This is a genomic window from Streptomyces sediminimaris (assembly GCF_047049295.1).
GTDB lineage: Bacteria > Actinomycetota > Actinomycetes > Streptomycetales > Streptomycetaceae > Streptomyces > Streptomyces sediminimaris.
This window is the reverse complement of the sequence record NZ_JBJWOT010000001.1, coordinates 5,426,649-5,451,371: the sequence shown is the minus strand read 5'-3', so window position 1 is coordinate 5,451,371 and position 24,723 is coordinate 5,426,649. Positions and strand designations below refer to the sequence as shown.

22 protein-coding genes and 1 pseudogene are annotated in these 24,723 nt (G+C 71.7%); 15 read left to right on the top strand and 8 right to left on the bottom strand.

What is annotated here, in order from left to right:
* Positions 1-48 precede the first annotated feature (48 nt).
* Genes ACJ9NR_RS25455 through ACJ9NR_RS25445 form a run of 3 tightly spaced genes read left to right on the top strand, consistent with a single transcriptional unit; the run spans position 49 to position 1,301 of the window.
* A complete protein-coding gene (locus ACJ9NR_RS25455) occupies positions 49-219 on the top strand; it encodes a hypothetical protein (RefSeq protein WP_412493243.1) in 171 nt (56 codons plus the stop codon).
* Positions 209-682, top strand: a complete 474-nt coding sequence (locus tag ACJ9NR_RS25450; protein ID WP_412493242.1) for a hypothetical protein — start codon at positions 209-211, stop codon at positions 680-682. Before ACJ9NR_RS25455 ends, ACJ9NR_RS25450 begins: the two co-directional genes overlap by 11 nt.
* A complete protein-coding gene (locus ACJ9NR_RS25445; RefSeq protein WP_412493241.1) occupies positions 675-1,301 on the top strand; it encodes a hypothetical protein in 627 nt (208 codons plus the stop codon). Before ACJ9NR_RS25450 ends, ACJ9NR_RS25445 begins: the two co-directional genes overlap by 8 nt.
* Before the next feature lie 596 nt (positions 1,302-1,897).
* Here ACJ9NR_RS25445 and ACJ9NR_RS25440 read toward each other — a convergent pair.
* Positions 1,898-2,662: pseudogene (locus tag ACJ9NR_RS25440) on the bottom strand (Abi family protein).
* A 187-nt stretch (positions 2,663-2,849) separates the two neighbouring features.
* Positions 2,850-3,959: a redox-regulated ATPase YchF gene (ychF, locus tag ACJ9NR_RS25435; protein ID WP_412493240.1), complete on the bottom strand. Its 1,110-nt coding sequence runs from the start codon at positions 3,957-3,959 to the stop codon at positions 2,850-2,852.
* 200 nt (positions 3,960-4,159) lie between these two features.
* Here ychF and ACJ9NR_RS25430 point away from each other — a divergent pair, with 200 nt between their 5' ends.
* Positions 4,160-4,798, top strand: coding sequence for a DUF6542 domain-containing protein (locus ACJ9NR_RS25430; RefSeq protein WP_412493239.1), 639 nt, complete (start codon positions 4,160-4,162; stop codon positions 4,796-4,798).
* A 270-nt stretch (positions 4,799-5,068) separates the two neighbouring features.
* On the opposite strand, the gene ppgK is transcribed toward ACJ9NR_RS25430, so the two are convergent.
* Both ppgK and ACJ9NR_RS25420 read right to left on the bottom strand, forming a co-directional pair.
* The gene (gene ppgK, locus ACJ9NR_RS25425) at positions 5,069-5,812 is read right to left on the bottom strand and encodes a polyphosphate--glucose phosphotransferase (RefSeq protein WP_412493238.1); all 744 of its coding nucleotides are present in this window, start codon (positions 5,810-5,812) and stop codon (positions 5,069-5,071) included.
* A 29-nt stretch (positions 5,813-5,841) separates the two neighbouring features.
* Positions 5,842-6,843: a 4-hydroxy-3-methylbut-2-enyl diphosphate reductase gene (locus ACJ9NR_RS25420; RefSeq protein ID WP_412493237.1), complete on the bottom strand. Its 1,002-nt coding sequence runs from the start codon at positions 6,841-6,843 to the stop codon at positions 5,842-5,844.
* Positions 6,844-6,957: 114 nt separating this feature from the next.
* Between ACJ9NR_RS25420 and ACJ9NR_RS25415 the strand changes: the two genes are divergently transcribed.
* From ACJ9NR_RS25415 to ACJ9NR_RS25400, 4 genes are all read left to right on the top strand, one after another.
* Positions 6,958-8,394, top strand: coding sequence for an APC family permease (locus ACJ9NR_RS25415; RefSeq protein WP_412493236.1), 1,437 nt, complete (start codon positions 6,958-6,960; stop codon positions 8,392-8,394).
* Positions 8,395-8,753: 359 nt separating this feature from the next.
* Entirely contained in the window at positions 8,754-9,962 is a 1,209-nt protein-coding gene (gene xseA, locus ACJ9NR_RS25410; RefSeq protein WP_412493235.1) for an exodeoxyribonuclease VII large subunit, read from the top strand.
* 9 nt (positions 9,963-9,971) lie between these two features.
* Positions 9,972-10,205, top strand: a complete 234-nt coding sequence (locus ACJ9NR_RS25405) for an exodeoxyribonuclease VII small subunit (protein WP_412493234.1) — start codon at positions 9,972-9,974, stop codon at positions 10,203-10,205.
* A 219-nt stretch (positions 10,206-10,424) separates the two neighbouring features.
* Positions 10,425-11,015: a malonic semialdehyde reductase gene (locus ACJ9NR_RS25400; RefSeq protein ID WP_412493233.1), complete on the top strand. Its 591-nt coding sequence runs from the start codon at positions 10,425-10,427 to the stop codon at positions 11,013-11,015.
* A 126-nt stretch (positions 11,016-11,141) separates the two neighbouring features.
* Here the strand turns inward: ACJ9NR_RS25400 and ACJ9NR_RS25395 are convergent, their stop codons facing one another.
* Positions 11,142-11,669 carry a DUF4245 domain-containing protein gene (locus ACJ9NR_RS25395; RefSeq protein ID WP_412493232.1) on the bottom strand — a complete coding sequence of 176 codons (528 nt, stop codon included), beginning with the start codon at positions 11,667-11,669 and terminating at the stop codon, positions 11,142-11,144.
* A 126-nt stretch (positions 11,670-11,795) separates the two neighbouring features.
* On the opposite strand from ACJ9NR_RS25395, the gene glpX reads away from it, so the two are divergent.
* Positions 11,796-12,830: a class II fructose-bisphosphatase gene (glpX, locus tag ACJ9NR_RS25390; protein WP_412493231.1), complete on the top strand. Its 1,035-nt coding sequence runs from the start codon at positions 11,796-11,798 to the stop codon at positions 12,828-12,830.
* 94 nt (positions 12,831-12,924) lie between these two features.
* Here the strand turns inward: glpX and ACJ9NR_RS25385 are convergent, their stop codons facing one another.
* Entirely contained in the window at positions 12,925-13,299 is a 375-nt protein-coding gene (locus ACJ9NR_RS25385; RefSeq protein ID WP_412493230.1) for a WhiB family transcriptional regulator, read from the bottom strand.
* Positions 13,300-13,473: 174 nt separating this feature from the next.
* On the bottom strand, positions 13,474-14,181 hold the full coding sequence (locus ACJ9NR_RS25380) for a DUF1707 SHOCT-like domain-containing protein (RefSeq protein ID WP_412493229.1): 708 nt from the start codon (positions 14,179-14,181) through the stop codon (positions 13,474-13,476).
* Positions 14,182-14,327: 146 nt separating this feature from the next.
* Between ACJ9NR_RS25380 and ACJ9NR_RS25375 the strand changes: the two genes are divergently transcribed.
* From ACJ9NR_RS25375 to ACJ9NR_RS25360, 4 genes are all read left to right on the top strand, one after another.
* Positions 14,328-15,995, top strand: a complete 1,668-nt coding sequence (locus ACJ9NR_RS25375; RefSeq protein ID WP_412493228.1) for a fumarate hydratase — start codon at positions 14,328-14,330, stop codon at positions 15,993-15,995.
* 112 nt (positions 15,996-16,107) lie between these two features.
* Positions 16,108-17,493 carry a class II fumarate hydratase gene (locus ACJ9NR_RS25370; RefSeq protein ID WP_412493227.1) on the top strand — a complete coding sequence of 462 codons (1,386 nt, stop codon included), beginning with the start codon at positions 16,108-16,110 and terminating at the stop codon, positions 17,491-17,493.
* 72 nt (positions 17,494-17,565) lie between these two features.
* Positions 17,566-18,261 carry a cytidylyl-2-hydroxypropylphosphonate hydrolase gene (gene fomD / locus ACJ9NR_RS25365; RefSeq protein ID WP_412493226.1) on the top strand — a complete coding sequence of 232 codons (696 nt, stop codon included), beginning with the start codon at positions 17,566-17,568 and terminating at the stop codon, positions 18,259-18,261.
* Positions 18,262-18,640: 379 nt separating this feature from the next.
* The gene (locus ACJ9NR_RS25360) at positions 18,641-20,758 is read left to right on the top strand and encodes a SpoIIE family protein phosphatase (RefSeq protein ID WP_412493225.1); all 2,118 of its coding nucleotides are present in this window, start codon (positions 18,641-18,643) and stop codon (positions 20,756-20,758) included.
* A 78-nt stretch (positions 20,759-20,836) separates the two neighbouring features.
* On the opposite strand, the gene ACJ9NR_RS25355 is transcribed toward ACJ9NR_RS25360, so the two are convergent.
* Positions 20,837-23,218 (bottom strand): transglycosylase domain-containing protein, encoded by a 2,382-nt coding sequence (locus ACJ9NR_RS25355; protein WP_412512736.1) that lies wholly within the window; start codon positions 23,216-23,218, stop codon positions 20,837-20,839.
* Positions 23,219-23,474: 256 nt separating this feature from the next.
* Between ACJ9NR_RS25355 and ACJ9NR_RS25350 the strand changes: the two genes are divergently transcribed.
* Together ACJ9NR_RS25350 and ACJ9NR_RS25345 are read left to right on the top strand one after the other, a co-directional pair.
* Positions 23,475-24,392 carry an SPFH domain-containing protein gene (locus ACJ9NR_RS25350; protein WP_412493223.1) on the top strand — a complete coding sequence of 306 codons (918 nt, stop codon included), beginning with the start codon at positions 23,475-23,477 and terminating at the stop codon, positions 24,390-24,392.
* Positions 24,389-24,631, top strand: coding sequence for a type II toxin-antitoxin system antitoxin (locus tag ACJ9NR_RS25345; protein WP_412493222.1), 243 nt, complete (start codon positions 24,389-24,391; stop codon positions 24,629-24,631). Before ACJ9NR_RS25350 ends, ACJ9NR_RS25345 begins: the two co-directional genes overlap by 4 nt.
* The last annotated feature ends 92 nt before the right edge of the window (positions 24,632-24,723 follow it).

The window sequence follows — 24,723 nt, the reverse complement described above, 5'->3', positions numbered from 1 at the left end:
CGGTAATCGTTATCGGGCCGAGGCGCCGACCCCGACGACATCGACACGGTGGCGGAGGTCCTGGAGCACCTCTTCCCCAAGACGATGCGTGAACGCGAGCGCGCCTTCTCCGCCGCCTCCACTCCCCTGAGCACCACCGCCGGCCTCGGTCTCGCGGGCGCGAGCCTGCTCCTCCCCAAGACGCGCTCGTGGCGGGAGGACACGGCCGTTGAGCGGTGACCGGCGTCCCGCGCGCCGTCCTTGGTTCGCCCGTCCCATGGCCCGCGCCGAGCTGCTGACCGGGATGCGCTCAACGGGGCTCGACGTGCGCGAGGTGGACAGGCCCGCCGACTTCGCGTCCGGGTTCACCGTCCAGGTCTACCCACACGTGCGGATCCTGCCCTCGCACAGTCTCCGCATCGTCTTCGCCCCCGGCGATCCGGCAGTCCCCCGCGTCCACGCACGCGGGCCCGACTGCCCCGCCCACCGCAACCCCGACGGTTCCCTGTGCCTCTGGTACCCGAAGGACGCGCCCTCGCGCCGCTGGTCGCCCGGTGACGGCGGGCGGCTCCTCGTCGCGATCATCGTCCGCCATCTGCGCTGGGAGTCTGCCTATCGCGCCACCAGCATCTGGCCGGGCTTCGAAGCACCCCACGGCCACGGTTCGCCGGGCCTCGACGAACAGGACCAAATCATTGGCTGACGCGATCAAGGCCTTCGGCCCCTACGCCGCCGTTCTCGCCGCACTCGTGACCGGCCTCATCCTCGGCGTCCAGGCGCGGATCAGCCGCCGCGCCCAGCTGCGGGAGCGGAAGCAGGAACTGTTAGCGAGCGCGTACGAGGTGAGCATCCAGTACGCGGAGATGGCGTACGCCGTGCGGCGCCGCCGCGCGGACGCCGCCGCCGAGGAGCGGGTCCGCCTGTCGGAGCAGCTGCGGGAGATCCAGGCCAGACTGACCTGGCACGAGGCGTGGGTCCGCTTCGAGGCCCCGGAGGTGGGCGCCGCGTATGACGAACTCGTCGCCCGTACGCGGACGGTGGCCGGGCGGAGCATGAAGGATGCGTGGCTCTCGCCCCCCGTGGCGGACGACACGGCGATGGTGATCCCGACGTCGGTCGTCGACCTGCGGGAGCTGGCGGATGTCCGCGAGCGGTACATGGCCGCGGTGGAGGCGCACCTTCGCCCCCGGGGCCGCGCCCGCCGCCTCCTCCCGCGCGTCCCGCGCCCGCGCCGCGCCATGCCACCCCCACCCGTGCCCGCTCCCCCGGCCGTTGGGACGGCCCCCGGTGCTCCCGGCGGCCCCGCGGGCGGCTCGCCGTGAGACGAAATACACATACGCCCCCGTCCCCAGCCCCTCTCCCTCCCCCTGACCTGCGCCTTCACCAACACTCGGCCCGCCCCGGTCGCAGTTGACCGCCCACATATGTGCCTTGCGTCTCACCCTCACCCGCAGCGCCAAGAGGCCCACCATGACCATGACCCTCGACGACGCCTCCACCACCCTCCTCGCCGCCTCCGACGGCAGGCCGCTCACCGTCGTGCAAGGGCTGGCGCTCGGCTGTTCGCGCGCGAACGCTCTACCGGCGTCTCAAGACCTGCGACCGGCAGCAGGTCGACGCCAAGGTCTGGACAGCATCGGGGCTCGCGCTCGACATCGGCATCCGGCTGCGCGCCGGGCCGGCTTGCGGCGCCGGGGCTCGTCGCGAGTCACACGGCTCGACCGCCAGTTCGCGCAGCATCACCGCGTTGCAGCAGCGGCTTGGGCGCTGATACCCCACGCCTCCGGGCGACACCGCATAGGAACCCTGCCCAGGGCCGATTCATGCCCTGTGATCGCGCGGGCTCTGAGGCCGTGCCAGTCCCTCCCGGAACAAGCTGTCACGGGGGTGCTGCTCGACGACCTGCGGGAGCACGGGATCAGCGGCCTTGCCGCGTATGGCCACGTCGTCGAGCGAGGCAATGACATCGAGAACCGAACGTGGCTCGAACTGCCCCGCCACCCGCTTCGCCTTGCTGCGCAGGGCCGGCGTCGAGGACCGAGTGGTGCCACAGCCGGCTGTGGTGGGCGCACCGGTTGCGCAGGTAGACCAACGACCTCACACGGTAAGCGAACCCGGCCTTCGCGACCCCGACGCTGGTCGCCACGGCGTCGGCCAGTGTGCCGCCGGCTCCGCGCTCGATGGCCTTGGAGAGCGTTCCGAACGACCACGCTTCAACGGCGGACCACACCGGCAGCTCGCTGTAGTCGGCACGGTCGCCTTCGGTGCCCTTGTACCTCAGGATGTGGCGGTCCTTGCTGCGTTCGATGTCGCGCAGGCATGACTCGACGGTCGGCTCAACGTTGCCGACGTCGGTGTAGAAGCTTTACTCAAGGAAGCTGCCGTACGGACCATGCCCGTCGGCGATCACTCGGGCGACATGCGTGCGCAGCAGGAGCTCGACGCGCGCGAGAGGTTGGCTGAGCGCGGTGCGTAGCGCCTCGTCCGCTTCGTAGACGCGGCGGATCTCAGCGAACGTCGTGCCGGGTACAAACGTGTCGTCGCCCATGTGGGGAGCTCGCTGGAAGTAGCGAGCGTATCCGGAGAATCGGTAGTAGTTGTTCGAGCCGAGGAACGCCGCGCAGACGGCCTCGTCGTCGATGACGAGGCCACGGTGGGCCAGGAGCGCGACCTGCTCCCCCACGGACAGGCTCGGCTTCACTCGCACCCCGGAAAGAAAGAGGCCCCTCCCATTTGAGCATCGTAGAGAGGCTTGGGAGGGGGTCGATTACTACCGTTCTAGCCGATGCGCCGGGCCGCGCACCAGCCGCTGCCTTCGGGTCGACCGGCTGAGCCCCGGATCGTCCTGCAGTTCCCAGGGAGTAATCCGGCTACTTCTTGCCACTCCCAGACGTTCCTCCATGCCGGAACTCCACCACGTCCCCGTCCTGCATCACGTAGTCCTTGCCCTCCATCCGTGCCTTGCCCTTCGCGCGGGCCTCGGCGACCGAGCCGGTCTCCACCAGGTCGGCGAAGGAGATGACCTCCGCCTTGATGAAGCCCTTCTGGAAGTCGGTGTGGATCACGCCGGCCGCCTCGGGGGCGGTGGCGCCCTTCTTGATCGTCCAGGCGCGGGATTCCTTGGGGCCTGCCGTGAGGTAGGTCTGCAGGCCGAGGGTGTCGAAGCCCACGCGGGCGAGGGTGGCGAGGCCCGGCTCGTCCTGGCCGACGGACTGGAGCAGTTCGAGCGCCTCGTCCTCGTCCAGTTCGGCGAGGTCGGCCTCCAGCTTGGCGTTGAGGAAGATGGCCTCGGCGGGGGCGACCAGGGCGCGCTGCTCGTTCTTGAAGTCCTCGTCGACCAGTTCGTCCTCGTCGACGTTGAAGACGTAGAGGAAGGGCTTGGTGGTGAGCAGGTGCAGGTCGTGCAGCAGTTCGTTGCGCTCGGAGCCCTGGACGATGCCGTGCGCGAAGAGCGTGTCGCCCTTCTCCAGGATCTCCTTGGCCTCCTCGACCGCCTTGACCCTGGGCGCGACGTCCTTCTTGATCCGCGACTCCTTCTGCAGCCGGGGCAGCACCTTCTCGATGGTCTGCAGGTCGGCGAGGATCAGCTCGGTGTTGATCGTCTCGATGTCGTCCTTCGGTGAGACCTTGCCGTCGACGTGCACGACGTTCTCGTCCTTGAAGGCGCGGATGACCTGGCAGATCGCGTCGGACTCACGGATGTTCGCGAGGAACTTGTTGCCCAGGCCCTCGCCCTCCGACGCGCCGCGCACGATGCCCGCGATGTCGACGAAGTCCACGGTCGCCGGGAGGACCCGCTGCGAGGCGAAGATTTCGGCCAATGTGGCCAGCCGGGCGTCGGGGACGCCGACCACGCCCACGTTCGGCTCGATCGTGGCGAACGGGTAGTTGGCCGCGAGCACGTCGTTCTTGGTCAGGGCGTTGAACAGGGTCGACTTGCCGACATTCGGCAGACCGACGATTCCGATCGTGAGCGACACGTTGCGACTTCCCGTACGTGAGAGACATCAGGGGGACTGGGGCTGCGGGCCCGGTCCTTCTTCGCTGCGGGGGCGGGCCGATCCACCAGTCTACGGCGTGCGCTCCCCCGCCCCGGCGCCCCGTCGAACGCATGGCCAAGCTCTTCCCATCGGCGTGTCAGAAGGGCTATTCGGCACATAAGCCGACCTAAGTTGGTCCGGTGGAGCAACACAGGACGCCACCCCCGCGCAACGGAACGCGACGCGGCAGGCCCCCGCTGCCCCCACAGGCGAAGCGCGGTGGCGGCAGCGGCGGGGCCGGCGGCGGCACCGGCGGCGGGCGGCCCGCGGGGCAGCGCTCCCCGGCCGCCCGCCCCGCGGAGCGCGCCGCCGCCGTACGACGGCCCGGTCCGCCGCTGGTGCGGGCGGTGCGGGCGGTGCGACGGCTGCGGCGGATGCGGCGGATGCCCGACCCGCGGCTGACCGGACTGGGCGGCGGGCTGTTCTGCGGCGTGCTGATGTTCGTGCTCGGCTGCCTCGACCGGCTGCTGCTCGGGGCGTCGCCGACGGTGTACGGCGTGCTGTTCCTGCCGGTCTGCCTGCTGACCGCGCTGTGGGTGCGCAAGGGCGACCTGTCCTCGCCGCCCGTCGTCGTGCCGATCGCCTTCGCGGTGGGCCTGCTACCCGTGGCGGGCGGCGACGGAGGGGTGCCCGGTCGGCTGATGGGACTGGTGACGGCGCTGGCGACGCAGGCCCTGTGGCTGTACGCGGGAACGTTCGTCGCGGGCGCCGTCGCCACCGTGCGCAAGATCAGCCTGATGCGCGGGCAGGCCGGCCGACGCCACCCGCCCGCGCGCTGAGACCGGCAGCGGTCCCCGGGGCCCGCTGCCGGAAGCGGCCTTGGTCCCGCCTCGGTCTGTGTCTCGGTCCCGCCTCGGTCCCCTGTCTCGGTCCCCTGTCTCGGTCCCGCCTCGGTCCCCTGTCTCGGTCCCGCCTTGGCCCCGTGCCTCGGGCCCGCCTCGGTCCCGTGCCTCGGGCCCGCCTCGGTCCCCCGCCTCGGTCCGTGTCTCGGTCCCGCCTCCGTCCCCTGCCTCGGTCCCGCCTCGGCCGCTAGCTCTCCGCCGCGCGCGTCAGCCTTCCACCGCCCGCATCGCCGCCCCCACGATGCCCGCGTTGTTCTGCAGCTGGGCCGGGACCATCTCGGCCTTGATGCCCTCGATGAAGGGCAGGAACTTGTGGGACTTGCGGCTGACTCCGCCGCCGATGACGATCAGTTCGGGCGAGAAGAGCATCTCGACGTGGGCGAGGTACTTCTGCACCCGGTGCGCCCAGTGCTCCCAGGTCAGCTCGCCGTCGTCCTTGGCCTTGCTGGAGGCCCGCTTCTCCGCGTCGTGGCCGCCGAGCTCCAGATGGCCCAGTTCGGTGTTGGGGACGAGCTTGCCGTCGATGAACAGGGCGCTGCCGATGCCGGTGCCGAAGGTCAGCAGGATGACCGTGCCGGCGCGGTCCTTGCCCGCGCCGAAGTGCATCTCGGCGACGCCCGCCGCGTCCGCGTCGTTGACGACCGTCACCGGCAGGCCGCCGAGGCGGCGGCTGAACAACGCGCGCGCGTCGGTGTCGATCCAGCTCTTGTCGACGTTCGCCGCCGTGCGCACGGTGGAGCCGCCGGTGACCACGCCGGGGAAGGTCAGGCCCACCGGGCCCCGCCAGCCGAAGTGCTCGACGACCTGCCGCACGCCGTCCGCCACGCCGTCGGGGGTGGCCGGCTGCGGAGTGAGCACCTTGAAGCGCTCCTCCACCAGGTCACCCTTGTCCAGGTCCACCGGGGCGCCCTTGATCCCGGACCCGCCGATGTCCACACCGAAGATCTGCATGGCCCTACGTTACGACGGACGACTGACGGTCACTCCGGCGAGGAGCCGGTCCGCTCCGCGATCAGCGACGCCGCCTCCTCGCGCAGATCCCGGCGCAGCTCCTTGGGCAGCGAGAAGGTGATGGACTCCTCGGCCGCCCGGACGATCTCCACGTCCTCGAACCCGCGCTGCGACAGCCACTCCAGGACCTGCTCGACCAGGACCTCGGGGACGGAGGCGCCGGAGGTGACGCCGACCGTGGAGACGCCCTCCAGCCAGCCCTCGTCGATCTCGTCGGCGTAGTCCACCAGGTACGCCGCCCGGGCGCCGGCGAGCTTGGCGACCTCGACGAGCCGCTTGGAGTTGGAGGAGTTGCGGGATCCGACGACGATCACCAGCTCGGCCTCGGCGCCCATCTGCTTCACCGCGAGCTGGCGGTTCTGCGTGGCGTAGCAGATGTCGTCGCTGGGCGGGGAGACCAGCTGCGGGAACTTCTCCTTCAGCGCGTCGACGGTCTCCATGGTCTCGTCGACGGAGAGCGTGGTCTGGGAGAGCCAGACGACCTTGGAGGGGTCGCGGACCTCCACCCCGGCAACGTCCTCGGGACCGTCGACCAGCGTGATGTGCTCGGGGGCCTCCCCGGAGGTGCCGATGACCTCCTCGTGGCCCTCGTGGCCGATCAGGAGGATGTCGTAGTCCTCCTTGGCGAAGCGGACGGCTTCCTTGTGGACCTTGGTGACCAGGGGGCAGGTCGCATCGATGGTGGCGAGCCTGCCGCGCTCGGCCTCCTCGTGGACGACGGGGGCGACGCCGTGCGCGGAGAACATCACGATGTTCCCCTCCGGCACCTCCTCGGTCCGCTCGACGAAGACCGCGCCCTTCTTCTCCAGGGTCTGCACGACGTACTTGTTGTGGACGATCTCGTGCCGGACGTAGACGGGAGCCCCGTACTGCTCCAGGGCTTTCTCGACGGCGATCACGGCGCGGTCCACACCCGCGCAGTAGCCCCGGGGGGCGGCGAGCAGGACACGGCGGCCAGACGAAGCAGTCATACATCCATCGTAGGGCCACGTTCGGCGGGTCAAAGATCGCGCCCTCGGGGACACTGGCCGTGAAGTGGGAGGGGTGGGGCACGACACGGCGGACGAGGCACCGGCGGAGGCGGCATGTCCAGGACCGGCACGGCGGCACGGGCCACCGACGAGGGGCATGGCCTGCGGCGCAGCCTCGGTCTGCGGGATCTGGTGGTCTACGGGCTGCTCTTCATCGCGCCCATGGCGCCCGTCGGCGTGTTCGGCACCCTGGACGCGAAGTCGCACGGGGCGGTCGCGCTCGTCTACGTCGTCGCCACGGTCGCGATGGCGTTCACCGCCTTCAGCTACGCGCAGATGGTGCGCGTGGTGCCCCGGGCGGGCTCGGTGTTCGCCTACGCGCGCGCCGCGCTCGGGGAGCAGGCCGGCTTCGTGGCCGGCTGGATGGCGATGCTGGACTACCTGCTGATCCCGGCGGTCGCCTACCTCTTCTCCGGGATCGCGATGAACTCCCTCGTGCCGGAGGTCTCGCGCTGGGTGTGGACGGCGCTCGCCGTCGTCGTCACCACGGCGCTGAACCTGCGGGGCGTGCGCGCCGCGGCCCGCGCCGGCTTTCTGGTGCTGGCCATGGAGGTGGTGGTGCTGCTGGTGTTCGTCGTGTCGGCACTGGTGGTGCTGGGGCAGGACGGCGCCCAGCGGGGCTGGTGGTCACCGCTTGCCGGGGACGGCACCCAGGGCCCCTTCGCGCTGTCGGCGGTGGTCGGCGCGGTCTCCGTCGCCGTCCTGTCCTATCTGGGCTTCGACGCGATCGCCACCTTCGCGGAGGAGGTCACCGGGGACGGGCCCGGCACGCGCCGCAAGGGTGGTGGCGGCAGACCGGCGGGCGGCTCGGAGACGGTGGCGCGGGCCCTGCTGTTCTGCCTCGCGCTGGCCGGCGTGCTGTTCGTCGCGCAGACGTATCTGGTGGCGCTGCTGGAACCGGCGCCGTCCGCGCGGCTGGCCGCCGATCCCGCGGCGCAGGGGTCCGCGTTCTACGACGCCGTGGACGCGTCGGTCGGCACGTGGCTGCACGACCTGGTGGCGGTGAGCAAGGCGATCGGGGCGGCGTTCGCGGCGCTGGCCGGGCAGGCGGCGGCCGGGCGGCTGCTGTTCGCCATGGGGCGCGAGCGGCGGCTGCCGCGCGCGCTGGCCCGGACCGACTCCGGGCTGCCGCGGGTCGCGCTGCTGTGCGCGGCCGTGATCACGCTGGTCGCGGCGGTGTGGGCGGCGCGTCGCGGGGACGGGATGGACCGGCTGGTGTCGGTGGTCGACATCGGCGCGCTGACCGCCTTCACGCTGCTGCACGCGAGCGTGGTGGGCTGGTTCGCGGTGCGGCGGGCCGGGGGGCCGGTGAGCTGGTGGCGGCACGTGCTGGTCCCGGTGGCGGGAGCGGCGATCACTGTGGCGGTGATCGTGGAGGCGTCCGCGGCGGCGCAGGCGGTGGGGGCGGCCTGGCTGGCGGTGGGACTGGTGGTGCTGGTGGTGCAGCGCGGGCGCGGGATGCCCGTCACCGGACGGCCCGGTCCGGGCTGAACCGCCGTGTCGGTCGGGGTCGGGGCCTGTCGGTCGCGGACCGGTCCGGGCTGACCCGCCGTGTCGGTCGGGGCCGGAGCCTGTCGGTCGCGGACCGGTCCTGGCTGAACCGCCGTGTCGGTCGGGGTCGGAGCCTGTCGGTCGCGGACCGGTCCTGGCTGACCCGCCGCGTCGGTCGGGGTCGGAGCCTGTCGGTCGCGGCCCGGTCCTGGCTGACCCGCCGCGTCGGTCGGGGCCGGGGCCTGTCGGTCGCGGCCCGGTCCTGGCTGACCCGCCGCGTCGGTCGGGGCCGGGGCCTGTCGGTCGCGGCCCGGTCCGGGCTGACCCGCCGCGTCGGTCGGGGCCGTTACCCTCGCGGCATGGCTCTCAACACGTCCGTGGAAACCCCCCTGCCCGTCGGTGAGGTCTCGCGGCTCATCGGAGGGTGGATCGACCGGCTGGGGGCCGTCTGGGTGGAGGGGCAGATCACCCAGCTGTCGCGGCGGCCCGGCGCCGGGGTCGTCTTCCTGACGCTGCGGGATCCCTCGCACGACATCTCCATCGGCGTCACCTGCTACCGGCAGGTGTTCGACGCCGTCGCGGACGTCGTCAGCGAGGGCGCGCGGGTCGTCGTGCACGCCAAGCCGGAGTGGTACGCGCCCCGGGGCCAGCTCTCCCTGCGCGCCGCCGAGATAAGGCCCGTCGGCATCGGTGAACTCCTCGCCCGGCTGGAGCGGTTGAAGAAGTCGCTGGCCGCCGAGGGGCTGTTCGCGCCCGAGCGGAAGAAGGCCCTGCCCTTTCTGCCCCAGCTGATCGGCCTGGTCTGCGGTCGCGCCTCGGCCGCCGAGCGGGACGTCCTGGAGAACGCCCGGCACCGCTGGCCCGCCGTCCGCTTCGAGGTGCGCAACGTCGCCGTGCAGGGCGTGCACGCCGTCCCGCAGGTCGTGCAGGCCGTGAAGGAGCTCGACGAGCTCGGCGAGGTGGACGTGATCATCGTCGCGCGCGGCGGCGGCAGCGTGGAGGACCTGCTGCCCTTCTCCGACGAGCAGCTGGTGCGCGCCGTCGCCGGGTGCCGCACGCCGGTCGTCTCGGCGATCGGCCACGAGCCCGACAACCCCCTCCTGGACCACGTCGCCGACCTGCGCGCCTCCACCCCGACCGACGCGGCCAAGAAGGTCGTACCGGACGTGGGTGAGGAGTACGAGCGCGTGCGGCTGCTGCGGGACCGGGCCCGGCGGTGTGTGCGGGCGTTCGTCGAGCGGGAGGAGCGCGGGCTCGCCCACGCGCTCGCCCGGCCCTCGATGGAGGACCCGCACCGGATGATCGACGAGCGGTCCGATCACATCGGCTCGCTGGTCGACCGCTCGCGGCGCACGCTGCGGCACCATCTCGACCGCGCCGACTCCGAGCTGACGCACACGCACGCACGCGTGGTGGCCCTCTCCCCCGCCGCCACCCTCAGGCGCGGGTACGCCGTGCTGCAGAAGGAGGACGGTCACGTGGTGCGCGATCCCGCCGAGGTCACGGCGGCGGAGACGCTGCGCGCGCGGGTCTGTGAGGGTGAGTTCTCCGTACGAGTCGACGCATAGGGTGGGCGGATGACCGGCAAGGTGGCGGAAGAGGCGCTCGGCTACGAGCAGGCGCGGGACGAGCTGATCGAGGTCGTGCGACGGCTCGAGGCCGGCGGCACGACGCTGGAGGAGTCCCTCGCGCTGTGGGAGCGGGGCGAGGAGCTGGCCAGGGTGTGCCGGCGCTGGCTGGACGGCGCGCGGGCCCGGCTGGACGCGGCACTGGCCGAGGAGGAAGAGGCCGAGGAGACGGGCGCCGAGTAGCCGCCCCCTGCGGTGGGCCCCCCGCAATGGGCCACCCGCAGGGGGCCACCCGCAGGGGGCCGCCCCTCCGGGGGCCGTCGTGCGGTGGCCGCTGTGAAGCGGATCACTGCGGCCCGGATTTTGTTGAAGGTTGAACTTCACTGGCGTACGGTCATGTCGTCAGCTTAACCGGACCACGGTCCGGTTGAGGGCCCGGCATCATCACCAGGAAGTGCAGCCATGTCTCTCGTTCTCGACCCCGCCGCCCAGGACCTGCTGTTCCGCGAGGCCCGCACCGCGAACACCTTCGCCGACGAGCCGGTGACCGACGAGCAGGTGCGGGCGATCTACGACCTGGTCAAGTACGGCCCGACCTCCATGAACCAGTCGCCGCTGCGCGTCACGCTGGTCCGTTCCGCCGAGGCCCGCGAGCGCCTGGTGGGGCACATGGCCGAGGGCAACCGGAACAAGACCGCCGCCGCCCCGCTGGTCGCGATCCTCTCCGCGGACAACGAGTTCCACGAGGAGCTGCCGGCGCTCTTCCCGCACTTCCCGCAGGCCAAGGACGCCGTCTTCGGCGACCGCGTGGTCCGGGAGAACAGCGCCGCCCTGAACGCCACGCTCCAGGCCGCCTACTTCATCATCGGCGTGCGGGCCGCCGGCCTCGCCGCGGGACCGATGACCGGCCTGGACTTCGAGGGCGTCCGCAAGGAGTTCCTGGACGACGACCACACCCCGCTGATGGTGGTCAACATCGGCAGGCCGGGTGAGAACGCCTGGTTCCCGCGCTCCCCGCGCCTGGAGTACGACCAGGTCGTCACGACCGTCTGAGCCCTCCCGCGCACGGCGTCCGAGCCCTCCCGCACGGCATCCGAGCCACCTCGCACGGCGTCCGAGCCACCTCGCGCACGATCCGGCCCCCGGCGTCACCGCCAGGGGGCCGGTCGCGCGGCGGGGCTACGACTTCGCCGACCTCAGCGCCTCGGCCATCCGCGTCAGCTGCCGGAAGGAGCCCGTTCCCGCGACCACCGTCGTCGAGCCCTTGCCCGGGAGCACCAGCGCGTCGTAGCGGCCGCCGGTGTAGCGGGTCCAGGTCCGGCCGTCGATCCGCTGGGTGGTGCTGGTCGCGTGCGCGCCCTGGCTCGCCTCGTCGATGAACTCCGCCGGCTTCTGAGTCGACTGCTCGATCTGCACGTACTGGTCGCCGGGGGCCTGGAAGCCCAGATGCCAGGCGTCGAAGTGGTCGCCCCGGAAGCGGACGGAGGTCGCCTTCCAGCCCGCCGGCAGGCCCTCGGGGGCCGCGACCGGGTAGGCCGCGGCACGGCGCGCCGTGAGCAGCTCGACCCGGTAGTCGACCGGCTTGATGTCCGGTCGGGAGTCGTCGTGCGGGATGAAGACGTAGATGACTGCCGCCGCGATCCCGATGATGCCCAGGGAGAGAATCATGTCCCGGACCGTCTTCTGCCTGCCGTTCGAACCTGCCACGTCCCCTATCGTCGCAGGTGCCCGGTCCGCTCATCCGTGGGGTCCCCTGCTCATTTTGTCGGACTGGCGATAGAGTCGGGAGCGAACCCTCATCCGGCCGTCGTCGTATCAGAAAGGTGCGCCTCGATGACCGAGCATCATCACTTGCCGTCCGAACTCGAAGTACCCCGGGAAGCCCCCGACCGCAACCTCGCCCTGGAGCTCGTCCGGGTGACCGAAGCAGCCGCGATGGCCGCGGGCCGCTGGGTCGGGCGGGGCGACAAGAACGGCGCCGACGGTGCCGCGGTGCGCGCCATGCGGAGCCTGGTCTCCACCGTGTCGATGAACGGCGTGGTGGTGATCGGCGAGGGCGAGAAGGACGAGGCCCCGATGCTCTTCAACGGGGAGCACATCGGTGACGGGACCGGGCCCGAGTGCGACATCGCCGTCGACCCCATCGACGGCACCACGCTGACGGCCAAGGGCATGCCGAACGCCATCGCCGTGCTGGCCGCCGCCGACCGCGGCTCGATGTTCGACCCGTCCGCCGTGTTCTACATGGACAAGCTGGTCACCGGGCCCGAAGCGGCCGACTTCGTCGACATCGACGCCCCGGTGTCCGTCAACATCCGCCGGGTCGCCAAGGCCAAGCGCTCCACGCCGGAGGACGTCACCGTCGTCATCCTCGACCGGCCCCGGCACGAGGGGATCATCAAGGAGGTCCGCGAGGCCGGAGCACGGATCAAGCTGATCTCCGACGGCGACGTGGCCGGTTCGATCTACGCGCTGCGCGAGGGCACCGGCGTCGACATGCTGCTCGGCATCGGCGGTACGCCCGAGGGGATCATCTCCGCCTGCGCGGTGAAGTGCCTGGGCGGGACGATCCAGGGCAAGCTGTGGCCGAAGGACGACGAGGAGCGGGCGCGGGCCGTCGACGCGGGCCACGACCTGGACCGGGTGCTGATGACCGACGACCTCGTCTCCGGCGAGAACGTCTTCTTCGTCGCGACGGGCATCACCGACGGCGAGTTGCTGCGCGGTGTGCGGTACCGCTCGGAGACCGCGACGACCGACTCGATCGTGATGCGGTCGAAGTCGGGAACGGTGCGCCGGATCGATTCCGACCACCGGCTGAGCAAGCTGCGGGCCTACAGCGCGATCGACTTCGACCGCCCCAAGTAGGCCGGAGACCGTCCGCGGAACCGGTTCGGCGGACGACGGGAACCGGGCGCCCCCTGGTGCGGAAGGGGGCGCCCTCCTCCGTCGCTCACGGCTTCTACCCCGCCCGGGCTATGCGCGCCGCCCCGGCCGCCTTCTTCAGTTCCATCTCGCGGCGGCGGCGCCGGGCCAGGACCACACGGCGTTCGGCGGCGGTGAGGCCGCCCCAGACGCCGTAGGGCTCCGGTTGCAGGAGTGCGTGCTCGCGGCATTCGACCATCACCGGGCAGCGGGCGCAGACGCGCTTAGCCGCCTCCTCGCGCGAGAGCCGGGCGGCGGTGGGTTCTTTGGAAGGGGCGAAGAACAGGCCTGCCTCGTCGCGCCGGCACACCGCCTCGGTGTGCCATGGAGCGTCTTGGTCCCTGTCCCGCACTGGCACCCGCTGGGCCGGAACAGCAGCTACCTGCAGGGACGAATGCGGCGGTTGCAGCACGGTCTACTCCTGACGACGGCTTCGCGAGCGAGAGACGATGCAGCAAGGCCTACCCGCTGTGCGCGCGCCTATGCACTGAGTTCCGAACCGCTGGATTCCGGGGAGTTGTGAGCGCCGCCGGGGCGCGGCCGCGACAGGACCCGCCCCCTCCCGGCCCGCCGGGATTCGCGAACGTCAACGGTCCAGGTGTTTGCGCAAATTCCTGTCGACCTTGCGCTGAACCCGGTCCAGGATGTCGGCGACGAGCCTGCCGCGCTTGGGGCGCGCCTCGACGTTGCCGAGGACGGCCCACCCGTCGACGTAGACGACCGGGGCGTCCGGTTCCGCCGAGTCGAGGGTGTCCACCTCGAAGTTGCCGAGCACGCCGCCGCCGGTGCCGCGCAGCGACACGTTCTCCGGGACGCGGATCTCGACGTTGCCGAAGACCGAGACCGTCTTGATCACGACCTGCTGGTACTCGAAGAGCGCCTCGCTGAGGTCGATCTCCACACTGCCGAAGACCGCGTACGCGTGGATGCGGCGCCCCGCGCGCCAGCGGCCCTTGCGGACGGCGCTGCTGAACACCGCCACCACGTTGTCGTCGGGGTCGGCGGGGACGGAGCCCGCGGCGGGGCGGTTCGGGGCCGCGGCGAAGGCGGGGGCCGCACGGCGCCGGTGGGCCGCCGGCAGGTCCCGTATGAAGGCCTCCAGCTCGCCGACGGTCTTGGCGGCGAGCACGCCCTCCACCCGCTCGGCGTGCTCCTCGGCGGTCAGCCGGCCCTCGGCGAGGGCGTCGCGCAGGATGTCGGCGATACGGTCGCGGTCGGCGTCCGAGGCGCGCAGCTCGGCCGGCGCGGGTGCGGGTTCGGCGCGCTGGTGAAGGTCCTGCTTCTGAAGGTCCACGGCAGCAGCGTACCGAAACGCGATAGATCGCGACTACCCCCGGCTGAGGACAACCTCACGGATTCGCCGTCGGCGGCAGGTTCTAGGCTGGTGAGCGCCCGCCAGTGCCGGCGGGCCGCCGTCTGCCGAGTGAGGAATGGGCGAAGATGCCTGAGTTCGCGTACACCGATCTGCTCCCCATGGGCGAGGACACCACCCCCTACCGGCTGGTGACCTCCGAGGGCGTGTCCACCTTCGAGGCCGACGGGCGGACGTTCCTCAAGGTGGAGCCGGAGGCGCTGCGCAGGCTCGCCGAGGAGGCCGTCCACGACATCCAGCACTACCTCCGCCCGGCCCACCTGGCCCAGCTGCGCCGCATCGTCGACGACCCGGAGGCGTCGGCCAACGACAAGTTCGTGGCCCTGGACCTGCTGAAGAACGCGAACATCGCGGCCGCGGGCGTGCTGCCCATGTGCCAGGACACCGGCACGGCGATCGTCATGGGCAAGCGCGGGCAGAACGTCCTCACCGGGGGCGGCGACGAGGAGGCCCTGAGCCGGGGCGTCTACGACGCCTACCGCAACCTCAACCTGCGGTACTCGCAGATGGCCCCCCTCACCATGTGGGAGGAGAAGAACACCGGCTCCAACCTGCCGGCCCAGATCGAGCTGTACGCCACCGACGGCGGCGCCTACAAGTTCCTGTTCATGGCCAAGGGCGGCGGCTCGGCCAACAAGTCGTTCCTGTACCAGGAGACGAAGGCCGTCCTGAACGAGTCCTCCATGATGCGGTTCCTGGAGGAGAAGATCCGTTCGCTGGGCACGGCCGCCTGCCCGCCGTACCACCTGGCGATCGTCGTCGGCGGCACGTCCGCCGAGTACGCGCTGAAAACCGCCAAGTACGCCTCGGCCCACTACCTGGACGAGATCCCGGCCGAGGGCTCGGAACTCGGCCACGGCTTCCGGGACAAGGACCTGGAGCAGAAGGTCTTCGAGCTGACGCAGAAGATCGGCATCGGCGCGCAGTTCGGCGGCAAGTACTTCTGCCACGACGTGCGGGTGGTGCGGCTGCCGCGGCACGGCGCCTCCTGCCCGGTCGCCATCGCCGTGTCCTGCTCCGCCGACCGCCAGGCCGTCGCGAAGATCACGGCGGAGGGCGTCTTCCTGGAGCAGCTGGAGACCGACCCGGCGCGCTTCCTGCCGGAGACGACCGAGGAGCACCTGGACGAGTCCTCCGACGTCGTCCGCATCGACCTCAACCAGCCGATGGACGTGATCCTCGCCGAACTGACCAAGTACCCGGTGAAGACCCGGCTCTCGCTCTCCGGGCCGCTGGTCGTGGCCCGCGACATCGCGCACGCCAAGATCAAGGAGCGGCTGGACGCGGGCGAGGAGATGCCGCAGTACCTCAGGGACCACCCGGTCTACTACGCCGGTCCCGCGAAGACGCCCGAGGGGTACGCTTCCGGCTCCTTCGGGCCGACCACCGCCGGACGCATGGACTCCTACGTCGAGCAGTTCCAGGCCGCGGGCGGCTCGAAGGTGATGCTCGCCAAGGGCAACCGCTCCCAGCAGGTCACGGACGCGTGCCGGGCCCACGGCGGCTTCTACCTCGGCTCCATCGGCGGCCCGGCCGCGCGCCTCGCCCAGGACTGCATCAAGAAGGTCGAGGTCGTCGAGTACGAGGAGCTCGGCATGGAGGCCGTCTGGAAGATCGAGGTCGAGGACTTCCCGGCGTTCATCGTGGTCGACGACAAGGGCAACGACTTCTTCCAGGACCCGGCGCCGCAGCCGACGTTCACGTCGATCCCGGTGCGGGGCCCCGGCCTGGCGTAGCCGCCCCGCGCCCACCGGTCCAGGGGGACCCGCCCCCTGGGCCCCGTTCGCCCGATCGCCCGAGCGGCGCGGGGTCCGGAACATCCGGGCCCCGCCGATCGCTGTACCCGGCATGAGCGAATACCGCATCGAGCACGACTCCATGGGTGACATCCGGGTCCCGGCGGACGCCAAGTGGCGGGCCCAGACCCAGCGTGCCGTCGAGAACTTCCCGGTCTCCGGGCAGCGCCTGGAGCGTGCGCACATCGAGGCGCTGGCGCGCGTCAAGGGCGCGGCCGCCAAGGTGAACGCGCGGCTGGGGGTGCTCGACGAGGACGTCGCCGAGGCGATCCGGGAGGCGGCCGAGGAGGTCGCTCGCGGGGACTGGGACGAGCAGTTCCCGGTCGACGTCTTCCAGACCGGTTCGGGCACCTCGTCCAACATGAACACCAACGAGGTCCTCGCCACGCTCGCGAGCGAGCGGCTCGGCCGGGACGTGCACCCCAACGACCACGTCAACGCCTCGCAGTCCTCCAACGACGTCTTCCCCTCCTCCATCCACATCGCCGCCACCGCCGCCGTGGTCCACGACCTCGTTCCGGCGCTGGAGCACCTCGCCGGATCGCTGGAGCGCAAGTCGCGGGAGTTCGCCGACGTGGTGAAGTCGGGGCGGACGCATCTCATGGACGCCACGCCCGTGACGCTGGGGCAGGAGTTCGGCGGGTACGCGGCCCAGGTGCGGTACGGGATCGAGCGGCTGCGGGCCTCGCTGCCCCGCCTGGCCGAGCTGCCCCTGGGCGGCACCGCCGTCGGCACCGGCATCAACACCCCGCCCGGGTTCTCCGCCGCGGTCATCGAGGAGGTCGCGCGGGTCACGGGCCTGCCGCTGACCGAGGCCCGCGACCACTTCGAGGCGCAGGGCGCGCGGGACGCCGTCGTCGAGACCAGCGGGCAGCTCAGGACCATCGCCGTGGGACTGACCAAGATCGCCAATGACCTGCGGTGGATGTCGTCCGGTCCGCGCACCGGGCTCGCCGAGATCAGTCTGCCGGACCTGCAGCCCGGATCATCGATCATGCCGGGCAAGGTCAACCCGGTCATCCCCGAGGCCGTGGTCATGGTCGCCGCCCAGGTCGTCGGGAACGACGCGACGGTGGCCACCGCGGGCGCCGCCGGGAACTTCGAGCTCAACGTGATGCTGCCGGTCATCGCCAAGAACGTCCTGGAGTCGGTCCGGCTGCTGGCCAACGTCTCCCGGCTGCTCGCCGACAGGACCGTGGACGGGATCACGGCGAACCGGGAGCGGGCGCGCGAGTACGCCGAGTCGTCGCCCTCCGTGGTCACCCCGCTCAACCGGTACATCGGCTACGAGGAGGCCGCGAAGGTCGCCAAGAAGGCGCTCGCCGAGCGGAAGACCATCCGCCAGGTCGTGCTGGAGGGCGGGTACGTGGACCGCGGTGACCTCACCCGGCAGCAGCTCGACGAGGCGCTGGACGTCCTGCGGATGACACGTCCGTGACCTTTCGCCGCCGCGGCGCGAACCGTGACGCGCGCCGCAGCGTCGTATGCCCATGGCACCTAATATCTGTGCATGGCAGAGGGCGGAGCGGTGAGAGCTGACCTGGCGGCGGGCGCGAGGACGGGCTTCTGGGCCCCCGGGACACAGATCCTGTGGCGGTACCGGGAGAACGGCGGCGCGCGCTTCCACATCGCCCGTCCCGTCACCGTCGCCCGCGACGACGCCGACCTGCTCGCCGTCTGGCTGGCACCGGGCACCGAGTGCGTGAGGCCGGTGCTCGCCGACGGCACGCCCGTGCACGTCGAGCCGCTCGAGACGCGTTACACCAAGCCCCGTACCGTCCACTACGACCGCTGGTTCGGCACCGGCGTGCTGAAGCTGGCCCGGCCCGGCCGGCCCTGGTCGGTCTGGCTGTTCTGGGAGCCGGGCTGGCAGTTCAAGAACTGGTACGTCAACCTGGAGGCGCCGCTGACGCGTTGGGGCGGCGGGGTCGACTCCGAGGACCACTTCCTGGACATCTCCGTGCACCCGGACGGCAGTTGGCACTGGCGGGACGAGGACGAGTTCGCGCAGGCCCAGCGCGACGGGCTGATGGACGCCGCGGCCGCCGGGCGGGTGCGGGAGGCGGGGCGCTCGGCGGTGGAGGTGATCCGCGCCTGGGGCCCGCCGTTCAGCGAGGGCTGGCAGCACTGGCGCCCGGATCCGTCCTGGGCGGTACCGTCTTTGCCGGAGGACTGGGACCGTACGCCCACGCACGTGTCCACGTGAGACCCTTGATAGGCCCCCGGCCCGCAACCGTAGGATCGTCCTCCACATGTATGCAGGAGTCGGTGCGCGGCACCGTCGTCGAGGGGCGGTGGTCGGGTGACGGGTGATCTCGCAGGAGCAACTCTGGCAGCATGCGCTGGGCTTGACCGATCGTCACCGAGGGGCGGCAGGACGTGAGCGAGGGGTACGAGGGCAACATCCGCGAAGCACGCGCCGTGAGACGCGGCCGGTGTGCCCGCGGCACAGGAACAGCCTCTGACCACGCGGGAATTCCGTTCCAGGGACACGTATTCCGGGTATCGGCATTCCTGCGGGACGAACTGCGCACGCCAGGCGCAGCCCCGGACGGACGGATTCGACACGCGTGACGGAGCACCCCATGTCCTTCGAGCGCCCGCAGCCGGGCGCCGCCCCCGCGGCGGACCCCCGCGGGGCGCTCCTGCACACCCCGGCGCAGGTGGCCCCCCAGGCGGCCTTACCGGCACAGGGCCGCACCGGGGAGACCCCGCCGGCGCCGGGTACGGCCGCGCCGCGCGGCAAGGGAAAGGAACCGGCCTCGCCTCCCTCCGACATCACCGGCCCCGAGCACTCGCAGCCCGCCGCCGAGGACCCGCTGGGGTCGCCTCCCGCGCGGGGCCCGTCGGGCGTGCAGGACCATCGCCCGCGGCCCGTGCCCGAGACGGTCGGGGAGCAGCCCGGCGGCGATCCGGGCCGTACGCAGGACGGCGACGGTCAGGAACGCCGTACCGGGCAGGGGATGGCACACGGGCGTCCCACGCCGATGCGGCGGGACGGCGACCGGCTGCGCTTCGTGGGCGCGGCCACCCGGCGGATCGCCCGCGGCATCGACCTCGACGAGATCGTCATGGGGCTGTGCCGGGCGACCGTGCCGACCTTCTCCGACGCGATCCTCGTCTATCTGCGCGACCCGCTGCCCGTCGGCGACGAGCGGCCCACCGGCCCGCTCCTGCTGCGCCTGAGGCGCACCGACCGGATCCCGGCGGAGCGCGACACCGACGGCGGGTTCTCGCCCGCGCTGCAGCCCGAGCCGACGGAGATGACGGGGCTCGACGCGGTCGGCTGCGACATCTGCGAGGTCCGGCCGGGCAGCGCGCTCGCGGAGGTGCTGCGCGGGGTGCGCCCGGTCTTCACCGACGCGCCGGCCGCCCGTGCCGCCCTGCCCGAACTCCTCGGTGACACGGGCGAGTTCCTGGTGCCCGGCGGCCAGCGCGCGATCCTCGCCCCGCTGCGCGGCCGGCGGCGGGTGATCGGCGCCGCGCTCTTCCTGCGCCGCCCGGAGCGCCTCGCCTTCGAGGCCGACGACCTCCTGGTCGCCGCCCAGCTCGCCACGCACAGCGCGCTCGGCATCGACAAGGCGGTGCTCTACGGCCGCGAGGCGTACATCGCCGACGAGCTGCAGCGCACCATGCTCCCGGAGACGCTGCCCCGGCCCACGGGCGTGCGCCTGGCCTCCCGCTATCTGCCCGCCGCCGAGACCGCGCGGGTGGGCGGCGACTGGTACGACGCCATCCCGCTGCCGGGCAGCCGGGTCGCCCTCGTCGTCGGCGACGTCATGGGGCACTCCATGACCTCCGCCGCGATCATGGGCCAGCTGCGCACGACGGCGCAGACCCTGGCCGGACTCGACCTGCCGCCGCAGGAGGTCCTGCACCACCTCGACGAGCAGGCGCAGCGCCTGGGCACCGACCGCATGGCGACCTGCCTCTACGCCGTCTACGACCCGGTCTCGCACCGCATCACCATCGCCAACGCCGGTCATCCGCCGCCGGTCCTGCTGCACCTGGGCGGGCGCGCGGAGGTGCTGCGGGTGCCGCCGGGCGCGCCCATCGGCGTGGGCGGCGTCGACTTCGAGGCCGTGGAGCTGGACGCGCCCGCAGGGGCGACCCTGCTGCTCTACACCGACGGGCTCGTCGAGTCCCGCCTGCGGGACGTGTGGACCGGCATAGAGCAGCTGCGCGAGAAGCTCGCCGACACGGCGCAGCTGACCGGGCCCGACCATCCGCCGCCGCTCGAGGCCCTGTGCGACGAGGTGCTCGACATGCTCGGTCCGGGCGACCGGGACGACGACATCGCGCTGCTGGCCGCCCGCTTCGACGGGATCGCGCCCAGCGACGTCGCGTACTGGTTCCTGGAGCCCGAGGACGCCGCCCCCGGCCGGGCCCGCCGGCTCGCCCGGCGCGCGCTGTCCCGCTGGGGCATGGAGGACCTCAGCGACTCCGTGGAACTGCTCGTCAGCGAGGTCGTCACCAACGCCGTGCGCTACGCGTCGCGTCCGGTCACCCTGCGGCTGCTGCGCACCGACGTGCTGCGCTGCGAGGTCGGCGACGACGTCCCGCAGCTGCCGCGGCTGCGGCAGGCGCGGGCCACCGACGAGGGCGGCCGCGGGCTGTACCTGGTGAACAGGCTGGCCCGGCGGTGGGGGGCGACGCGGCTGAGCACCGGGAAAGTGGTCTGGTTCGAGCTGAACCGGGTCTAGGAGCCGCAGGTACGGCGAAGGGCGCCCGGCGTGCTGCCGGGCGCCCTTCGCCGTACGGCCCCCTTCGCCGTACGGCCGCTACGGCTGCTGCCCGCCGTTCGGATCCAGCGGGTTCTGGACGCCGCCGCCCGACGGGGTCTCGCTCGGGCTCTGGCTCGGGCTCTGGCTCGGGCTCTGGCTGGGGGTCTGCGACGGCGTCCGGCTCGGGGTCCGGCTGGGTGTCTGCGACGTCGGAGACTCGCTCGTCGGCGTCCTGGACGGCGTCTGGCTCGGCGTCCGGCTCGGCGTCTGCGAGTAGGTCGGCCGGACCGCCGCGCCCTGGGTGGTGTCGAGGTCGAACTTCAGGCCCGTCCTGGAGACGCCGAAGGTGTACGCCGCCCAGATCTGGGCCGGGAAGCCACCGCCGTTGACGCGGGGCAGGCCGGCGGCGCCGTGCATCGAGACCTGGGCGCCGCTCTTCTTCGACTCGCCGAACAGGCCCACCGAGGTGACCAGGTCGGGCGTGTAGCCGCTGAACCAGGCGGAGCGGTTCTCGTCGGACGTACCGGTCTTGCCGGCGACCTTGCGGCCGTCGCGCTCGGCGTTGTTGCGCACCGACACCCTGGCCGTGCCGTCGTCGACCACGCCGGTCAGCACCGAGGTGACCGTGTCGGCGGCCTCGCGGCTGATGACCTGGTCGCCGATCGGGTTCGGCAGGTCGACCTGGTGCCGGCTGTTCTCGACCGACTTGATGATGGTCGGCGTGACCTTCTTGCCGTGGTTGTCCAGGGTCGCGTAGACGCCGGCCATCTGCAGCGGGCTCGCGCCCATGGTGCCGAGGGTCTGCGCGGGCCTGGCGTTGAGCTTGCTGGTGTCCATGCCGAGGTCGCCGCCGACCTTGAGCACCTTCTTCATGCCGACGTCCACGCCCATCTGCGCGAAGACGGAGTTGACCGACTTGTTCATCGCCGTCTGCACGGTGATCTCGCCGTAGCTGGCGTTGTCCTCGTTCTCCGGGGCGAAGCCGACCTTGGTGCCGTTGTCCACGACCGGGCGCCTGCTCGTGCCGTCGTACATCGTGCCGGCGGTGATCGGCTTGCCGGTCTGCGTCTGGGCGCCCCCGTCCAGGGCCGCGGCGAGGATCACCGGCTTGAAGGTCGAGGCGGGCTGGTAGTCCGTGCGGGTCGCGTTGTTGCGGTAGTGCTTGTAGTAGTCCTGGCCGCCGTACATCGCGACGACCGCGCCGTTCTTCGGGTTCACGGAGACGGCGCCGGCCTGGACGTCGGCGTCGACCGAGCGCTTCTTCGGGTCGAGTTTGCTGGTCAGCTGCGACTTGGCGGCCTTCTCCAGCGCGGCCTGCTTCTTCTTGTCGATGCTGAGCGTGATGGTCCAGCCGCCCTGGTTGACCATGGTCAGGGCGTCGTTCACGTTGTCGGCGGTGCCCTGCGCGACCAGTTGCCTGGCCAGCTGGTTGTTGGCCGCGTTCACCAGGTAGCCGGTCTGGCCGCCCATGCCGGGCGCGGCCTTGGGCGGCTTGGGGGTGGGGAAGGTCGTCCGGGCGCGCTTGGCCTTGTCCAGCCAGCCCTCCTCGACCATGTTGTCGAGGACGTAGTTCCAGCGGGCCTTCACCAGCTTCTTGCCGGTGTCGGAGGCGATCGCCCAGTCGTACTGGTTCGGCGCCTGGAGCAGCGCGGCGAGGTAGGCGCCCTGCTCGACGCTCAGGTCCTGGGCGTCGACGCGGTAGTAGGCCTGCGCGGCGGCCTGGATGCCGTAGGCGCCGCGGCCGTAGTAGCTGGTGTTGATGTAGCCGGCGAGGATGTAGTCCTTGGACTTCTCCCGGTCCAGCTTCAGCGAGATGACCAGTTCCTTGAGCTTGCGCGTGACGGTCTGGTTCTGCGTCAGGTAGTAGTTCTTGACGTACTGCTGGGTGATGGTCGAACCGCCCTGCGCGCCCTTGCCGGAGAGCGTGTTGAGCAGACCGCGCGCGGTGCCCCTGAGGTCGACGCCGTTGTCCTTGTAGAAGGTCTTGTTCTCGGCGGCGACGAAGGTCCGCTGGACGCTCTTGGGTATCTTGTCCAGGCCCACGATCTCGCGGTTGCGCTGGCCGTCGCGGGTCATGAGCGAGCCGTCGCTGTACTGGTAGACGTTGCTCTGGAGCGTGGCGTCGGCGTTGCCCTTGGGTATCCCGATCATCATGTACAGCGCGATGAAGGCGCCCATGCCGAGCAGGCACATCCCGAAGAAGGCCCCGACGATCTTCTTCCAGGTGAACATCCGGCGTATGAGGCTCCGGCCGTCCTTGCCCGCCTTGCCCTTGGCCCGGCCCCGGCCACGGGCCGCCCGGCGGGCCGCGGCCCGGCCCCCGACGACCGTGACGGGCTCCTCCTGGGCCGACGAGCCGGTGGGCGCCGCGGAGGAGCGCGTGGGCGCGGCGCGGCGGCCGCCGCGCCGTCGCGCTCGTCTGTCTTCCGCTCGTCCCATGGGTCCGATCCGCTCCGCTTCGCTCATGTGTGCTCACACGTCACACAGGTTCGCCGCTCAAGTCAGCTCAAGAAGCTAACACCGTGACATGTCATGAAGGTCCGTCGATACGGCCTTCCACGGACGTGAGAATCAGCACCCGCCCCCACCGGAACCGACGACCGGGAGGGCCCCAGGGTTGCCCTGCGGTGTAAAGTGATATCACTTAGATAGACCAGCGTCGCACCGAGGCGCGCCACGGAAACGGGGGCCCTTCATGTCCGCACACGACTCCGCACCCACCGCCGACGTCCCGGAGATGCCCGCGCCGCGGGTGCGGGAGTTCGCCGCGCACAGCATCGGGGGCGCGCTCGCGCTCCTGCTCGGGCTGCTGGGGCTGCTGGCGGCCGTCGCCCTGTTCGTGGCCGCCTCGGCCGGCCCGGGCTTCGCGATCGGCGGCGCCCTGGTCCTGATCGCCGCGCTCATCTCGCTGCGCGGGCTCAACACGGTGGCGCCGGGCGAGGCGCGGGTGGTCCAGCTCTTCGGGCGCTACCGGGGCACGATCCGGCAGGACGGCCTGCGCTGGGTGAACCCCTTCACCTCGCGCACCAAGATCTCCACCCGCGTCCGCAACCACGAGACCGCCGTCCTCAAGGTCAACGACGCCTACGGCAACCCGATCGAGCTCGCCGCGGTGGTCGTCTGGAAGGTGCGCGACACCGCGCAGGCGACGTTCGAGGTGGACAACTACCTCGAGTTCGTCGCCACGCAGACGGAGGCCGCGGTCCGGCACATCGCCATCGAGTACCCCTACGACGCCCACGACGAGGGCGGGCTCTCGCTGCGCGGCAACGCCGAGGAGATCACCGAGAAGCTCGCCGCCGAACTGCACGCACGCGTGGAGGCGGCCGGCGTGCAGATCATCGAGTCGCGGTTCACGCACCTCGCGTACGCTCCCGAGATCGCCTCGGCGATGCTCCAGCGCCAGCAGGCCGGGGCGGTCGTGGCGGCCCGGCGGCAGATCGTGGACGGAGCGGTGGGCATGGTCGAGGCCGCCCTCGCGCGGATCACCGAGCGCGACATCGTGGAGCTGGACGACGAGCGCAAGGCGGCGATGGTGTCCAACCTGATGGTGGTGCTGTGCGGGGACCGGGCTCCGCAGCCCGTGCTCAACACCGGGACCCTCTACCAGTGACGGCACCGCCCGAGGGGGCCTCGCCCGAGCGCCGGCCGCGGCAGCGCAAGCAGGTGCTGCTGCGGCTGGACCCCTCGGTGTACGAGGCGCTGGCACGGTGGGCCGGGGACGAGCTGCGGTCCGCCAACGCCCAGATCGAGTTCCTGCTGCGCCGGGCCCTGGCGGAGGCGGGGCGGCTGCCCGGGGAGGCGCGGCCGATCCCGCGCCGCGGGCGGCCGCCCGCCGGTCCCGAGACCTGAGAGCGCTGTGGCACAACTGTGACAATCGGCCCCGACCTGCGGGGCCGTACACCCCGCCATGATCACCGCACTCCGCGTATACATCGTGCGTA

What these genes read in the sequence shown, in the direction of transcription:
- ppgK (WP_412493238.1), bottom strand. Translation starts at nt 5,812, where the DNA reads ATGCAGATCTTCGGTGTGGACATCGGCGGGTCCGGGATCAAGGGCGCC.
- ACJ9NR_RS25420 (WP_412493237.1), bottom strand. Translation starts at nt 6,843, where the DNA reads ATGACTGCTTCGTCTGGCCGCCGTGTCCTGCTCGCCGCCCCCCGGGGC.
- ACJ9NR_RS25415 (WP_412493236.1), top strand. Translation starts at nt 6,958, where the DNA reads ATGTCCAGGACCGGCACGGCGGCACGGGCCACCGACGAGGGGCATGGC.
- xseA (WP_412493235.1), top strand. Translation starts at nt 8,754, where the DNA reads ATGGCTCTCAACACGTCCGTGGAAACCCCCCTGCCCGTCGGTGAGGTC.
- ACJ9NR_RS25405 (WP_412493234.1), top strand. Translation starts at nt 9,972, where the DNA reads ATGACCGGCAAGGTGGCGGAAGAGGCGCTCGGCTACGAGCAGGCGCGG.
- ACJ9NR_RS25400 (WP_412493233.1), top strand. Translation starts at nt 10,425, where the DNA reads ATGTCTCTCGTTCTCGACCCCGCCGCCCAGGACCTGCTGTTCCGCGAG.
- glpX (WP_412493231.1), top strand. Translation starts at nt 11,796, where the DNA reads ATGACCGAGCATCATCACTTGCCGTCCGAACTCGAAGTACCCCGGGAA.
- ACJ9NR_RS25375 (WP_412493228.1), top strand. Translation starts at nt 14,328, where the DNA reads ATGCCTGAGTTCGCGTACACCGATCTGCTCCCCATGGGCGAGGACACC.
- ACJ9NR_RS25370 (WP_412493227.1), top strand. Translation starts at nt 16,108, where the DNA reads ATGAGCGAATACCGCATCGAGCACGACTCCATGGGTGACATCCGGGTC.
- fomD (WP_412493226.1), top strand. Translation starts at nt 17,566, where the DNA reads ATGGCAGAGGGCGGAGCGGTGAGAGCTGACCTGGCGGCGGGCGCGAGG.
- ACJ9NR_RS25360 (WP_412493225.1), top strand. Translation starts at nt 18,641, where the DNA reads ATGTCCTTCGAGCGCCCGCAGCCGGGCGCCGCCCCCGCGGCGGACCCC.
- ACJ9NR_RS25355 (WP_412512736.1), bottom strand. Translation starts at nt 23,218, where the DNA reads ATGGGACGAGCGGAAGACAGACGAGCGCGACGGCGCGGCGGCCGCCGC.
- ACJ9NR_RS25350 (WP_412493223.1), top strand. Translation starts at nt 23,475, where the DNA reads ATGTCCGCACACGACTCCGCACCCACCGCCGACGTCCCGGAGATGCCC.